Genomic DNA, 14,018 nt, shown 5'->3' on the forward strand with positions numbered 1-14,018 from the left:
CGGGCTTTTTTTGCGCGTGCTGCGTTCAACTATCTAAAGCCTTAAGTGCCTGTGCGTTGCCTAGGCTCGGTGTTTTCCTCAATCAAGAAAACATCATGGCCTCACTCAACCACATCCCCGACCCAGAAGATCCGGAGATCGCTGCTCAAGCAACGCTTCAGGGTATGCGCAGCCAGCTGACCCGGCGAGTCAACGCTCACGCCCATCCAAGCCGCCTGATCAATCAGATTGCTTTTGCCGAACTGCGCTGCGTCGAGGTAATAAAGGTGCTTGGAAGGCTGATAGCGCGCGCGCCAAAAGTTTTGTGGATGATCCGCGACGAGCTACGCAAAGAGTTTGAAATAGACCCGGACACCCTGCTGTTCACCGTGCCCAAACCACCAGCAGAACCCCAGAAAGTCGACAGCCTGACTGATCGGGCGCTGCTGTCACTGGCCTTGCCCGCAGTGCCGATCAACCTGAATCAGTTCACTGCCCTGAGCGTCAAGGGTGACCCGACTCGCCAGTTGCCTTATACGCCGTTGCAAGTGCTGCAGCGAGTTATCGCCATGAAGCTGCAAGACAGAATTGCCTGGTCGGCCACGCCTTATTGGGACGCGCTGCAGCCCGGTTCCTCGCAAACACGCAGGGGGTATTGGGCAGAGCTGCACGCCGAACTCTTCGCTGACCGGGCTTTTATGGCGCAGCAATTGGACGAGCTGTCGAGTGTCGGGATGGCTCTGCTTCAGGCCCTGATCGACGCACCCAGTGCTGGGGCGCGCCAGCGAGCAGGGGGCGATTGGGCCACTGTGCGAGCGAGTTCGTTGATGTGGCCGGGTACGCCTGCGGTTGCAATTCCCGGTGCATTGCATATCTACCGTGAAGGCGATCCTGATGGTGCACCGCATGTGATTTACCTGCCGGGTGTGGTGCGCAATTTCTACGAGTACCCGTCCTTCTTCGACCTGCAATGCGGTTTGGTAAAGTTGGCCAGTGAGTCACTGTTCGACGAACTCTGGCAATGCCTGCCGTTAGAGCGCCGACATGAGTTGTGTCGGCCTACGGACCTGACCCCCGCGTTAAGCGTGGATCGCGGTTCGACAATCTCCGGTGATGCGCTGGCGATGAGCGCGCAAGCGTTGCTGGAAGGTCAATGGGAAAACGAGCTGGCCTGTGCGCTGGCGATCAATCACGCACACGTGTTTTCTCCAAAAAAGCCGCGACCTCAACCGCTGACCGCTGTGCCTTTTCTGCGTTTTATCGAGCGTGCAAGGAAGCAACTGGTCGGTAAAGTCCGGCTTGGGACCCTCCTCTATCAATTGCTCAAGTGGGACGAGCAGCGACGACGCGCAGAAATTATCTTTGCCAGCACCGCGCCCGGCCTGGCCCTGCTCACCGCAGAACAGCAGGTCAAACGCTACGAAAAAGGTCTGCTCGCACTATTCAACGCCGATGACCTGAGCGTCGAGACTGCAGCGCTTGAGGAATTTGTGGTGTTTGAGAACCAACTCAAAGCGCATAAAGAAGCGTTGAATTCGCTGATTAACGGTGCACAGCAGCGGCTCTACGATATGCCTTTTTGGATTGAGCGCCCAACCGGTGCGCACAAACGTTATGCCTTGTTCCTGCGTGCCCATGTCGAGGCCCTGCGCTGTGAGGTTCAGTTGCAACACCGGCTCAAGCTGATACCCACTGCACATCGGGACTTGGTGATGGAGGTCGTGGAGCGGCTGTCGGCATCCAAATACGTGGGCGGTAAAGCCCAGGTGTTTTCGGTCTCTGTGGGCAGCGTGCAGGCTGCCTTCTACCCGCTTCATAACGTTTGGGTAGTGGCTCGGGCGACGGCGATGAAGCACCCGTCCCGTGGGGTTCCGGTCGCGCTGTATGCATTCGGGCAATATGGCGGGCTGAAGGCTTTTTCCGGCCTGGACGCTTTGACCCGCGGTCTGAAAGCCAGCCTCGGGAGCAGTGATGATTCGGTCCTGTGGGGCTGTATAGAGCACGATAAGCGTCACGACTTACGTGACCATGCCCGGCGTGAAACCCTGACGGTGCGCTATGAACCCATTGAGGGGAACCCAGCGACGGTTTCTTTCAAACACTTGATGGCCTACTACTTTCGCTTGAACAAGCGCATTGAGGGTACTGCCGGTCTGTTCAATGAGGTAAAAGATGCCGAGCTGAGCCGTTTGTTGCTATTGGCTGAGCTGGACGCGCACTTGAAGATTCCCGACAGTCCCGCCTTGAACCAGGCTCAGGCCAACATTGATCTTCTGCGCAAGGCTGCGCTTGAGGCAAAAAAACTGCCACAGTGGTTAGCGGGCGCAACACCTGCCCAGCTTAAACACTTCAAGCGCTTGCAGCGCCGGTACCTGAGCAGCGCCTTTGCCTCTGAAAGCCTGCTTGAACGCTCTCTGACTGACTTGGAAACGTTCGCCCGCCGCAAGTTGATCGCCCGTTTAACCGAGGATGGTTTCTACCCGGAGCTGGACATCGACAAGCCCCTGATCACGATGCCGGACGATGTCAGAGGCAGCTTCTGCGGTAATCAAAGCCACTGCACGCCGGGCAATCGCGGGCAGGTCCTGACCCCAAGTACTCAAACCACAACCTTCAGCATGTTGCAGCTGGCATTGCATAATCTTGATCCGCAAGCACCCTGGGTGCCTTGGCGATTGAATCGAGCAAGCTATCTGCAACCGCAGTGGAAGCAACGGCTGAACAAGGACTATCTGATCAAGACAGTCTCCTCGCTGGATATCGGCGGAAACTACAACACGCAGATCAACCACACCTTCTACCCCACGGTTAAAACCAAACCGAGTTCGGATGCGGGTCGCATTCCTGCGCTGATCAATCGCACGCTGGATGAATGCGCGCACATGCAGCTTTTTTCGGCGGTTCAACAAGGGCTCAGCACCTTTGCACAGAGCCTGTTCAGCACGGCGATGGCGGCGCGAACGCCTGAGGACCTGCTGAAAAATGGGTATGATTTGAAGTTGTACGTCGTTCATCTGGCGGCGCACACGATGCAGCATGATCGCTATATCTCAGGGGTCGTGGTCATGCAGGATCAGGGCAGCGGGCGCTGCGTAGTTTACTGGCCTGCTGCGCCGCATGCCTTGATCATCACCGAGTACATCAGCGTGGCGGTGGCGCGGGTAGAACTCAGTCGCGTTGCCGCTTCGGCTGACCTTGTAAAGTTACTGGCGCGGCAGGTAGCGCCCGGTTGGGCATTTGACGCAATCATTCATGACGCCGATGAAGCAGGAGAGCCTGGATGGCTTTCTGTCATGCCGGATGCTTATTATTTCGAAGGTAAGTGGAGGCTCCCTGGTTTTGTTCGCTCCTTCAGCATTACACATCTGCAACCGACGCCAGTGCTCGATGAGATCGAAAAACTGATCCGCGAGCAAATTGCCAGTAACCCGTCAAACTGGCTGGCGATCGTTCCCATATCCCACAGTGAACCCAGGGCATTGCTGTATTACGCCAATGTGCTGGATTTGCAACGCCGCACTCAAGCGGCGAGTAATTCCGGCAAGGTGCTGGATGAGTATCGTGTCCGCCGCCTTGCGGAGCAGACTGATAGCAGCCTGCGAGCGCTCATATCGTTTTTCTTTCCGTTATTTGCGCTGGCTAACTCCTTTTATGAATTGCTGATTGTGGCACGACGTTTTCACCGTTTCGCAGACCCCAATGATGTCGTGGATATTGTGTTTATGACCCAGTATCTGGTGTTCGATTTGTGGCAGACCTTTACCCCCGGCCCCAAGGTCAGAGGCGTAGCGGCGGGTATCGTGCGGCGCCCGCTGGGGGCGGTGTTGAATCGGATACATCGTTCGCATTTCAGCCGTGGCCGAGTGCTGCGTCAGGCTGCGCCTTCTGCGGCCGCGTTAAAACCCTTGGACCGTTTCAAAGTCAAGGGCGTGCCTCCGGATGCTGTGGCGCTCAAAGGGCGTGGCAGGGAGGGCGTTTATGTGAAAGACGGTCAGCAATTTGTAACGGATGACACTCACCATTATCCCGTTTACCAACGTGATAGCGAGTCTGCGTTTCGGCTGAGAAACATGCTGAAAAGCGGTGAGGATGAGTTGGTCCTGAATATCCATCAGCCCAAGGAGTGGATGCTGGAGGCCGATAATCCTCAACCTGGGCCCAGCTCCGGGGTGCATGACCCATGGCGCGCTCCCCGGGCGCCCTCGTCGGATTGGCAACCCCCTCGTGAGCGCATGGCGACTGAGAACCGGATTGTCCAGTCACGTACAACGGACACCCAGTGGTTGAGTTGGCGTGCTCAAGTTCACCCCCGTGACATTGTGGGCTTCCCTGCGCCTGGAGTGTTTGAGGTTGGCTCGGCTCCCAGAGGTTCTTCGCTCAATGCCAGGTTTTTGCGCGTGGCTCCTCCTTATACCGACTTCCAGGATCCGAACAGCGGTTTTTACCGGATGCTCCCGCAGGGCGACCATGCATCGTTGACTGACCTGGTGTTTATCACCCGAAATGAGCCACCGGGGCCATCCGCGCGAGCCGATATCATGCGCTGGACCAGCACTGATATTCGCGACCAGCCCATTCCTGTATCACGCCTGCCTACAGGTGAATGGCAACATCATTCGGCGCTGTTCGACAGTTCGTTGGAGCACTCTGTGGGCAGGGCCTTTCCCTCCATGACGAATGAAGCTCGAAAGTTTACCGTCATGAGAATGATTGAATTGGCAGATCCTTCCCACTCTGCCACGGCAAGCCATTTGCTCGGCATCCGCGCGACGCTGGACGAATGGCTACCCCCGCTCCCTGCGAGGAGCGGCCAAACGGACGATTTACTACGGATGTTGCGGACTAATGAACGGCGCAAGCAATATCTATACGTCGGTTTCGAAGGCAAGGCACCCGGCTTCACGCGCGTTGATTTCACGCCGCCTCATCCGTTAGACCCGAGCCTGCAATATGGTGTCGTCCCGGTCAGGACGCAGAGGCTTGAAGCGGAGCGCGCCGCCGTCAGGACCGTGCTGGAGCAGCAGGGTTACCGCGTCGAGGACTTGTCTGTGCGGCGCGCAGGGATGCGTTTTGGAGAACCCAGTATTGAATCAGTCGTTACTCATCCCCGTTCGAACACCATTTACTACGTGGCCTACCAATGGCTTGAACTGGGGCGAATGACCGTGAGAGGGAAGCTTTCGAACCGTTGGGTTCGGATAGCCATCAACTCACACCCCGACTCTCTTTTATTAAGGGCAGTTGACACCGCGATGCAGGAACAGCGCTTGGTGCGGATTGTGGCCGGCATCCAATGGCCCACAAAGGGGCGTCTCGATCCAACTGTTTATTTCGTCAAATTGACCCCTTAGCATTGATGAGTGCCATCGCACCGGCGCCGCCGAACAGTGCCGCGCTGATGCGGTTGAACCAGCTCTGGCCCGAACCGCTGCGCAAGTAACGCGCTGCGCCATGGGCACCCAGACCGTAGGCCAGCTTGCACAGCAGGTCGAGCACCGTCCAGGTGGCGATCATGATCAGCAATTGCGGCAGGAACGGTTGCTGGCTGCTGAGAAACTGCGGCAGGAAGGCTGCGAAAAACAGGATGTCCTTGGGGTTGCTGGCGCCCAACACAAAGGCTCGCCCAAACAACGCACGAAAGCGCGGTACAGACGGCGTTTGTGGGACTTCGGCGCCTTCGCTCGGCAGACGCGATTGCTGCCAGCTCTGCCAGGCCAGGTAGAACAGGTACAGCGCGCCGACAATTTTCAAGGCACTGAACAGCTGTTCCGAGGCCAGCAACAAGGCCCCCAGACCCAAGGCCGAAGCACTCAACAGGCAGATCGACGCAAACACTCCGCCCAAAAACGCCGGGTACGAGCGGCGCAGGCCGTAGTTGAGACTGTTGCTGATCATCAGCAGCGACAATGGCCCTGGAATCAGGATCACGATCAATGCAGCCCCACTGAACAGCAGCCAGGTATCCAGGTTCATCATTTGCTCCTTTTATAAAAATATGAATTTCGCAATGAAAATCGCGCACAACACCCACAGGCTGACAGAAATCTCGCGGTACTTGCCGGTGCCGGCCTTCAGCGCTACATAGGTGATAAAGCCCAGAGCGATCCCGTCGGCGACCGAGAACGTCAGCGGCATCATGATGGCAGTGACGATCGCCGGAATGCTGTCGGTAGCTTCATCCCAATTGATATGGGCCATGCTCGCCATCATCAGCATCGCTACGTAGATCAGCGCGCCAGCGGTGGCGTAGGCGGGAATCATGCCGGCCAGTGGTGCGAAGAACATCGCCGCCACGAACAGCACACCCACCGTTACAGCGGTCAACCCGGTGCGGCCACCGGCTGCCACACCTGCGGCGCTTTCCACGTAGCTGGTCACTGGCGGCACGCCAACCATGGCGCCGAACACACTGGAAGCACTGTCGGCCTTCAATGCGCGGGACAGGTTGTCGATCTTGCCGTCGGCCTTGACCAGCCCGGCGCGTTGGGCAACGCCCATCAGTGTACCGGCAGTGTCGAACATGTGTACAAAAAGAAAGGCAAATACCACGCTGATCATGCTCACATTGAACACACCCATTACGTCCATCGCCATCCAGGTTGGTGCCAGGCTCGGTGGGGTGGAGAGAATGCCGTTGTAATGCACCAGGCCCAGGCCCCAGCCGGCCAGGGTCACGGCGATGATGCTGATGAGAATTGCACCGAATACACGGTGATAACTGAGGATGGCGATCAGCAGGAAGCACACCGCCGCCAGCAGCGGGGCGGGTTCATGCAGGGAGCCGAGCTTGATCAGGGTGGCCGGGCTGTCGACGATGATGCCGGCGGTTTTCAGGCCGATCACCCCAAGGAACAGGCCCACACCTGCGCCCATGGCATGACGCAGGCTGACCGGAATACTGTTGAGCAGCCATTCTCGGATGCGTGACAGCGTCAGAATCATGAACAGCACACCCGAGACAAAGACAGCGCCGAGAGCGGTTTCCCAGTTGTAGCCCATGGTGCCGACCACGGTGTAAGTGAAAAACGCGTTCAGGCCCATACCCGGCGCCAGGCCCACCGGCCAGTTGGCGTACAGGCCCATCAACAGGCACCCCAGGGCTGCGGCGATGCAGGTGGCGACAAAGGCCGCACCGTGATCAATACCGGCGTCGGCCATGATGTTGGGATTGACGAAGATGATGTAGGCCATGGTGATGAAGGTGGTGAGGCCGGCGATCAGCTCGGTCTTCACTGTGGTGCCATGCAAGCGCAGTTTGAACAGGCGTTCCAGCCAACCGCCTTGCGGCGTGGCCAGGTCCAACGTAGGGGCTTCGGTTTTACGGCTATCCACAGCGAGTACTCCTCAATCGTTTTATTGTTATGTCCAGCGCCGGTCACATGAGTGGGCAACAGCGCTTTGAGGTACTGGCGGGTTTGTTGACCAAAAGGTCAGGAACTCGCACGAAGCGAATTATGCTTTTGTATACAAATAAAGCAAATAATGTTTTCGAATGTCTGGGCGAAAGTGGATGAAAGGCGGACTTCCAGGGTGGGCAGGCAGATTTATTCCGCCCGCCGCCTTGAAACATTGCCGCAATACCCGCACTTTGAGGGCGCAAGCATTCGCTCGGAATGCGCAAAGCGGCATAAGGGGAGCCCATGTACAAGGTTTATGGCGATTACAAGTCGGGCAACTGCTACAAGATCAAATTGATGCTTAGCTTGTTGGGGATCCCGTTTCAGTGGATCGATATCGACATCCTCAAGGGCGACACCCAGACCCCTGAGTTCCTGGCGAAGAACCCCAACGGCAAGATCCCGGTGCTGGAGCTGGAAGACGGCACCTGCCTATGGGAGTCCAATGCGATTCTCAATTTCCTCGCCGATGGCAGCGAGTTCCTGCCCACGGAACCGCGCCTGCGCACCCAGGTATTGCAGTGGCAGTTTTTCGAGCAGTACAGCCATGAGCCGTATATAGCGGTGGCGCGGTTTATCCAGTTTTACCTGAATATGCCGCAGGACCGTCTTGAGGAATACAAGACCACCCACAAGGGCGGTTACAAGGCATTGAGAGTCATGGAGCGCCAGTTGCAAGCCACGCCGTACCTGGTGGGCGACACCTATTCGATTGCTGATATCGCGCTGTATGCCTACACCCATGTAGCCCATGAAGGCGGCTTTGATTTGGCGCCTTACCCGGCGGTGCAGGCGTGGTTGCAGCGGGTGGCCAGCCATCCCAAGCACGTGGCGATGCTGGATTGAGTTCACATTTAGAGCGATGTGCTTGTAGATAATGTGCTGTTGAGCAGTTCAAAGCAGCGCTGTGCCGCTGGGCTCAATGCCATCGCGCTGCGTGTGATCAAGCCGATCTCCCGGTTCACGCCGGGATGATCGATGTCGATTCGCTTCAATCCCTCCAGGCTGTCCGCCGCCGATTCCGGCAGCACGCTGATCCCCAACCCCTGGCGCACCAGCGCCAATACCGTCGACATGTAGTTGGCCTCCATGCCCGCATTCAGCGTCAGCCGTGTCTGGTCGAACAGTGCGTCGACCTGTTCGCGCACGCTGCTGTCACGTCCGGTAAGGATAATTGGCTGGTCGGCCAGTTGCGCCAGGGTCAGTGACCGATAGCGCGTCAGCGCATGATCCAGCGGCACAAACGCGCACAAGCGATCATTGAGCACCGGCTGAAATTGCAGGCCATGGCTCAGGCGCGCCCGTACGCCGATGCCGAAATCCACCTCGCCGTTGCGGACCTGGGCATGAATGCGATGGGCTACCAGGTCATGCAGGCGCACCTCGATCCCGGCAAAGCGCTGGCGAAACAGGCGCAAGGCCGGAGGCAGGGCGCCGGCGCAAACTGACGGCAGGGCGGCGATGGTCACCACGCCGCGACGCAAGGCTGCGAGGTCGCGTGAGCCGGTGACGATGTTGTCCAGGTCCAGCAGCAGTTTTTCCATGGGCCCGCGCGCATCCTGGCCGGCAGCGGTGATGCTCACATGGCGCGGGCTGCGGTCGAGCAGGGCGACGCCGAGCCAGTCTTCCAATTGCTGTACTTGCACGGTCAGGGCCGAAGGCGACAGGTGCAGCTCGTGGGCCGCCTTGGTGAAACTACCGGTGCGGGCCACCGCGAGGAAGGCCTGGATGTGCTGGATCGAGTTCTTCATTTTGTTTTTCCGAACGTGCTAGGCCGAATATTCCAATTTACAAAGACTAACCCGCTTCCAATACTCCGGGAAAACAATAACCGGCCCAAAACGGCCACCCTGGAGTTATCCATGCTCGCAACCCTGGGCGTCATCACCATTCTCAGCCTGCTTGTCGCTGTCATGAGCAAGCGTCTCTCGCCACTGGTGGCCCTGATCGCCTTGCCGATCATCGCCGCGCTGGTCGGTGGGTTCGGCCTGCAAACCAGTGCCTTTATCATCACCGGTATCAAGAACGTCGCCCCTGTGGTCGGCATGTTTGTGTTCGCGATCCTGTTTTTCGGGATCATGACCGATGCCGGGATGCTCGACCCCATCATTGATCGCATCCTGCGCACGGTAGGGACGCGTCCTACACGAATTGTGGTCGGCACCGCGACGCTGGCGTTGCTGGTGCATCTGGACGGCTCCGGCGCGGTGACCTTTCTGGTGACGGTGCCGGCGATGCTGCCGCTGTATACGCGGCTGGGCATTGATAAACGCATCCTCGCCTGCGTGTGTGCGATGGCCGCAGGCGTCAACTTCCTGCCCTGGACCGGCCCGGTGCTGCGTTCGTCGGCGGCGCTGCATGTGCCGGTGGCCGATCTGTTCCAGCCGTTGATCCCGGTGCAGATCGTCGGGCTGATCTTCGTCTTCGCGTGCGCCTGGTGGCTGGGCCATCGTGAAGAAAAGCGCCTCGGCCTGGGCGCCGGTTCCGGCGTGGAGGCGGTGCCGCAACGGGTGCTCAGCGACGACGATATCAAGCTGCGCCGCCCACGGTTGTTCTGGGTCAACCTGATCCTGACCGTGCTGGTGATGGTGGTGATGATTGCCGGTTGGGTCGACCCGGTGGTGATGTTCATGCTCGGCACCGTGGTTGCGCTGTGCATCAACTACCCCAACGTGGACGCCCAGCGTGCGCGCATCGACGCCCATGCGAAAACCGCCCTGACCATGGCCAGTATCCTGCTCGCCGCCGGGGTGTTCACCGGCATCATGCAAGGCTCCGGCATGCTCAAGGCTATCGCCGAAGTAGCGGTGGCGCAGATTCCGGCGGGCCACGGCAAGTTGATCCCGGCGGTCGTGGGGTTCCTGTCGATGCCCCTGAGCATGTTGTTTGACCCCGACTCCTACTACTTCGGCGTGATGCCGGTGATCGCCGAAGTCGGCAAGGCGCTGGGCGTCGACCCCCTGCAAGTGGCCCAAGCCTCGTTGCTGGGCGTGCACACCACCGGTTTTCCGGTCAGCCCGCTGACGCCCGCGACCTTCCTGTTGGTGGGCCTGTGCAAGATCGAGTTGGCCGATCACCAGCGATTCACGATTCCTTTTCTGTTTGCCGCCTCGGTGTTGATGACCCTGACGGCGTTGCTCCTGGGAGTGATTTGAGATGAACACCTTGCGCATTGGCTCCGGCGCCGGCTATTCCGGTGACCGTATCGAACCTGCCGTGGAACTGGCCGAACATGGCGACCTGGATTACCTGGTCTTCGAATGCCTGGCCGAACGCACCATTGCCCTGGCACAACAGGCGCGCATCGGCGACCCGCAGGGCGGTTATGACCCGTTGCTCGCTGAGCGTATGCGCCGTGTCTTGCCCTTTGTGGGGCAGCGGGCGGGGCGTCGACGCCTACGGGTGATCACCAACATGGGTGCGGCCAACCCGGTGTCGGCGGCCATTGAAGTGCGGCGCATTGCTGCAGAGCTGGGCCTGGGTCTGAAGGTTGTCGCGGTGGTGGGGGATGATGTGCTGCACGCTTTGCCTGCCGAGCAGGTGCTGGATAACGGCCAGTCTGTTGGCTCCCTTGGCGAGCGGTTGATCTCTGCGAATGCCTACCTGGGTGTTGACGGCATTCTTGAGGCGCTGCGCGCCGACGCCGATGTCGTCATCACCGGGCGGGTGGCCGACCCTTCGTTGTTCCTGGCGCCGCAGATGTTCGAGTTTGGCTGGGCCTTCGATGATTGGCAACGATTGGGCCGGGGCACGTTGGTGGGGCATTTGCTGGAGTGCGCGGGGCAGGTCAGTGGCGGTTACTTCGCTGATCCCGGTTTCAAGGATGTGGAGAATCTGGCGCGCCTGGGCTTTCCCCTGGCCGAGATCGACGCCGACGGCAATGCGGTGATCACCAAGGTGGCAGGCTCCGGTGGGCGGGTCAGTCGCGCGACCTGTGCTGAACAACTGATCTATGAAGTTCACGACCCAGCAGCCTATTTGACCCCGGATGTGACGGCCGACTTTTCCCGGGTGAGGTTTGTCGAGGAGGGCGTGGACCGGGTGCGCGCTGAGGGGGCGAGCGGGCGTGCTCGGCCTGATCAACTGAAGGTCAGCGTCGGTTATCTGGACGGTTGGATCGGTGAAGGGCAGATGTCCTACGGCGGTCCCGGTGCTGTCGCACGGGCCGAGTTGGCGCGGGACGTGGTGCTCAAGCGCCTGGCGTTGATCGGCGTAAACATGCAGGACCTGCGCGCCGAATTGATCGGCATGGATTCATTGCACGGCCCGCGCAGCAGCGTCGAGCCTTGGGAAGTGCGCCTGCGGGTTGCCGCCCGTTGTGACGAGCGCAGCGACGCCGTGCGGGTTGGCAATGAAGTGGAGACCCTCTACACCAACGGCCCGGCCGGCGGCGGTGGGGCGAGCAAGAGCGTGCGTCAGGTGGTGGCGGTGGCATCGTTGCTGTTGCCCCGTGAAGCGGTCAAACCGAGGATTGAAGAATGAAACTGCACAGACTGGCTCATTCCCGCACAGGGGATAAGGGCGACACGTCAAACATCTCGATCATTGCCTATCGTGCGCAAGACTACCCATTGCTGTGCGAACAGCTGACGGCCGAGCGCGTCACGGAATTTTTCAAGGATTTGCTCGAACCGCTTGCGGCCCCGGTTCGGCGTTATGAATTGCCGAATGTGCAGGCGCTGAACTTCGTGTTGCCGGGCATCCTGCGTGGCGGCGTGACCCGCTCGCTGGCGCTGGATGCCCACGGCAAGTGCCTGGGCTCGGCACTGCTGGATCTGGACCTGACAACACCGATCTGATTTCTGTAGGAGCGAGCTTGCTCGCGAAAAACGTCAACGATAACGCGTGCTTCCTGAATAAACGCGGTGCCTGTGAGTTTTTCGCGAGCAAGCTCGCTCCTACATTGACCGTCGCGTGCTTCAGATTGCCGCGAAGCGCTTGTCCAGGTAGTCGATGATCACCTTGGAGTCGTACATCCAGGTGGTCTGGCCGTTCTCTTCGATGCGCAGGCACGGCACCTTGATCTTGCCGCCTTGTTCCAGCAGGGTCTGGCGGTCCTGCTCGTTGTTCTTTGCGTCCTTCAGGGCTACCGGCACGTTCAGGCGATGCAGGGTGCGGCGGGTCTTCACGCAAAACGGGCAGGCGTGGAATTGGTACAGCGTCAGCGCCTTGGCCGCGTCGTTCACCCGCGCCTGTTGTTCGGCGGGGCGCTGCTTTTTGCGTGGGCGGGTCAGGAAATCGCCCGCGATGATAATCTGGCCGAGGCCCACTCGAAGTGCTTTGACGAACATGGCTGTTACCTCTTGCCCATAACTGAGGGGGCGCAGCTTACCTGATTTCTGCAGGCGAAAAAAAACCGGCGATGAACGCCGGTTTTTTCCTGCGCAGCCCGTTACTTGATCAGGCTGAGAAATTCGCTGCGAGTGGCCGCGTTATCGCGGAACTCACCGAGCATCACCGAGGTGATCATCGACGAATTCTGTTTTTCCACACCGCGCATCATCATGCACATGTGCTTGGCTTCGATTACCACGGCCACACCCAGGGCGCCGGTCACTTGCAGCACCGCATCAGCGATCTGGCGGCTGAGGTTTTCCTGGATCTGCAGGCGGCGCGCATACATGTCGACGATTCGTGCAACCTTCGACAGGCCCAGCACTTTGCCGCTTGGGATGTAGGCCACATGGGCCTTGCCGATAAACGGCAGCAGATGGTGTTCGCACAACGAGTACAGCTCGATGTCCTTGACCAGCACCATTTCGCTGTTATCGGAGCTGAACAAGGCACCGTTGGTGACTTCTTCGAGCGTCTGTTCATAACCGCGGCAAAGGTACTGCATCGCCTTGGCGGCACGCTTTGGCGTGTCGAGCAGACCCTCGCGGGAGACGTCCTCGCCGAGTTGGCCGAGAATCTCTGTGTAATTCTGTTCCAGGGACATGAAACTACCTGTGGGATTTTCGCAAAGCGCAAGGTTACGGTGGCGGGCACATCGCTGCAAGCCTGACGATGGCACTTTACTCGTCGCGGCCTTCGAGCATGGTGCGCTTGAGCATCACATACACCGCACCGGCACCGCCGTGGCGGGCCTGGCAGGAAGTAAAGCCGAGCACCTGGGCATGTTGACGCAGCCAAGTGTTGACGTGGCTCTTGATCATTGGCCGCTTGCCATCCAGCCGCACAGCCTTGCCGTGGGTGACGCGCACGCAGCGGATTTCGAATTTAGTCGCTTCGGCGAGGAAGGCCCACAGGGTTTCCCGGGCCTTTTCCACGTTCATGCCGTGCAGGTCGAGGCTGCCTTCGAACGGGACCTGGCCGGCCTTGAGCTTGCGCATCTGGCTTTCCTGCACACCGTCGCGGGCCCACATCAGCTCGTCTTCGGGGCCGACGTCAATCACGAACTGATCCGACAGGCCATCCACGGTAGTGGCGTCGCTGCGCACGGTCGCGGCCTGGCGCAGCTTGGCGATCTGTGCCCGGTCGGTCTTGGGTTTGCCGGTGTCGGCGCGGTCGTGCTTGATCGGCTTGACGCCGCGCAGCTCGTTTTTGAACAGGGAAAAATCGTCGTCTTGCATGTCAGCCTCCGCGAAGGGCGGGCAGTTTACCTAAATCGCGGCGGCCAGGGCGCAGCAAACGCTATCCAAG

At 59.3% G+C, this 14,018-nt stretch carries 11 protein-coding genes; 5 read left to right on the forward strand and 6 right to left on the reverse strand.

The window, feature by feature from the left end:
* The first annotated feature begins 95 nt into the window (after positions 1-95).
* On the forward strand, positions 96-5,330 hold the full coding sequence (locus TK42_RS04910; protein WP_103733711.1) for a dermonecrotic toxin domain-containing protein: 5,235 nt from the start codon (positions 96-98) through the stop codon (positions 5,328-5,330).
* Here TK42_RS04910 and TK42_RS04915 read toward each other — a convergent pair.
* Together TK42_RS04915 and TK42_RS04920 are read right to left on the reverse strand one after the other, a co-directional pair.
* The gene (locus tag TK42_RS04915; protein ID WP_032880122.1) at positions 5,314-5,952 is read right to left on the reverse strand and encodes a LysE family translocator; all 639 of its coding nucleotides are present in this window, start codon (positions 5,950-5,952) and stop codon (positions 5,314-5,316) included. The genes TK42_RS04910 and TK42_RS04915 overlap by 17 nt on opposite strands.
* Positions 5,953-5,964: 12 nt before the next feature.
* Complete coding sequence (locus TK42_RS04920) at positions 5,965-7,311, reverse strand: NCS2 family permease (RefSeq protein WP_005789942.1); 1,347 nt, start codon at positions 7,309-7,311, stop codon at positions 5,965-5,967.
* Between the two features lie 308 nt (positions 7,312-7,619).
* Here TK42_RS04920 and TK42_RS04925 point away from each other — a divergent pair, with 308 nt between their 5' ends.
* The gene (locus TK42_RS04925) at positions 7,620-8,222 is read left to right on the forward strand and encodes a glutathione S-transferase family protein (protein WP_032880125.1); all 603 of its coding nucleotides are present in this window, start codon (positions 7,620-7,622) and stop codon (positions 8,220-8,222) included.
* Between the two features lie 8 nt (positions 8,223-8,230).
* Here TK42_RS04925 and TK42_RS04930 read toward each other — a convergent pair whose 3' ends face one another.
* The gene (locus TK42_RS04930) at positions 8,231-9,127 is read right to left on the reverse strand and encodes a LysR family transcriptional regulator (protein WP_032880126.1); all 897 of its coding nucleotides are present in this window, start codon (positions 9,125-9,127) and stop codon (positions 8,231-8,233) included.
* 111 nt (positions 9,128-9,238) lie between these two features.
* Between TK42_RS04930 and TK42_RS04935 the strand changes: the two genes are divergently transcribed.
* Genes TK42_RS04935 through TK42_RS04945 form a run of 3 tightly spaced genes read left to right on the forward strand, consistent with a single transcriptional unit; the run spans position 9,239 to position 12,175 of the window.
* The gene (locus tag TK42_RS04935) at positions 9,239-10,531 is read left to right on the forward strand and encodes a CitMHS family transporter (RefSeq protein WP_032880128.1); all 1,293 of its coding nucleotides are present in this window, start codon (positions 9,239-9,241) and stop codon (positions 10,529-10,531) included.
* A 1-nt stretch (position 10,532) separates the two neighbouring features.
* Positions 10,533-11,858 carry an acyclic terpene utilization AtuA family protein gene (locus tag TK42_RS04940; protein WP_103733712.1) on the forward strand — a complete coding sequence of 442 codons (1,326 nt, stop codon included), beginning with the start codon at positions 10,533-10,535 and terminating at the stop codon, positions 11,856-11,858.
* Positions 11,855-12,175 (forward strand): hypothetical protein, encoded by a 321-nt coding sequence (locus TK42_RS04945; protein WP_032880132.1) that lies wholly within the window; start codon positions 11,855-11,857, stop codon positions 12,173-12,175. The genes TK42_RS04940 and TK42_RS04945 overlap by 4 nt, the downstream gene beginning before the upstream one ends.
* A gap of 120 nt (positions 12,176-12,295) precedes the next feature.
* Here the strand turns inward: TK42_RS04945 and TK42_RS04950 are convergent, their stop codons facing one another.
* The 3 genes from TK42_RS04950 to TK42_RS04960 all read right to left on the reverse strand — a co-directional run bounded on the left by TK42_RS04950 (position 12,296) and on the right by TK42_RS04960 (position 13,948).
* Entirely contained in the window at positions 12,296-12,667 is a 372-nt protein-coding gene (locus TK42_RS04950) for a glutathione S-transferase N-terminal domain-containing protein (protein ID WP_005789930.1), read from the reverse strand.
* A gap of 101 nt (positions 12,668-12,768) precedes the next feature.
* Entirely contained in the window at positions 12,769-13,314 is a 546-nt protein-coding gene (gene folE / locus TK42_RS04955) for a GTP cyclohydrolase I FolE (RefSeq protein ID WP_005789928.1), read from the reverse strand.
* Between the two features lie 76 nt (positions 13,315-13,390).
* Positions 13,391-13,948 (reverse strand): Smr/MutS family protein, encoded by a 558-nt coding sequence (locus tag TK42_RS04960; protein ID WP_005789925.1) that lies wholly within the window; start codon positions 13,946-13,948, stop codon positions 13,391-13,393.
* Between the last annotated feature and the right edge of the window lie 70 nt (positions 13,949-14,018).

The sequence above is a fragment of the Pseudomonas sp. GZJR-8 genome (assembly GCF_002916705.1).
In the GTDB taxonomy this organism is placed as follows: domain Bacteria; phylum Pseudomonadota; class Gammaproteobacteria; order Pseudomonadales; family Pseudomonadaceae; genus Aquipseudomonas; species Aquipseudomonas synxantha_A.

Coding starts and splice junctions, on each gene's coding strand:
- TK42_RS04915 (WP_032880122.1), bottom strand. CDS start 5,952: ATGAACCTGGATACCTGGCTGCTGTTCAGTGGGGCTGCATTGATCGTG.
- TK42_RS04945 (WP_032880132.1), top strand. CDS start 11,855: ATGAAACTGCACAGACTGGCTCATTCCCGCACAGGGGATAAGGGCGAC.
- TK42_RS04910 (WP_103733711.1), top strand. CDS start 96: ATGGCCTCACTCAACCACATCCCCGACCCAGAAGATCCGGAGATCGCT.
- TK42_RS04940 (WP_103733712.1), top strand. CDS start 10,533: ATGAACACCTTGCGCATTGGCTCCGGCGCCGGCTATTCCGGTGACCGT.
- TK42_RS04950 (WP_005789930.1), bottom strand. CDS start 12,667: ATGTTCGTCAAAGCACTTCGAGTGGGCCTCGGCCAGATTATCATCGCG.
- TK42_RS04935 (WP_032880128.1), top strand. CDS start 9,239: ATGCTCGCAACCCTGGGCGTCATCACCATTCTCAGCCTGCTTGTCGCT.
- TK42_RS04930 (WP_032880126.1), bottom strand. CDS start 9,127: ATGAAGAACTCGATCCAGCACATCCAGGCCTTCCTCGCGGTGGCCCGC.
- TK42_RS04925 (WP_032880125.1), top strand. CDS start 7,620: ATGTACAAGGTTTATGGCGATTACAAGTCGGGCAACTGCTACAAGATC.
- TK42_RS04960 (WP_005789925.1), bottom strand. CDS start 13,948: ATGCAAGACGACGATTTTTCCCTGTTCAAAAACGAGCTGCGCGGCGTC.
- folE (WP_005789928.1), bottom strand. CDS start 13,314: ATGTCCCTGGAACAGAATTACACAGAGATTCTCGGCCAACTCGGCGAG.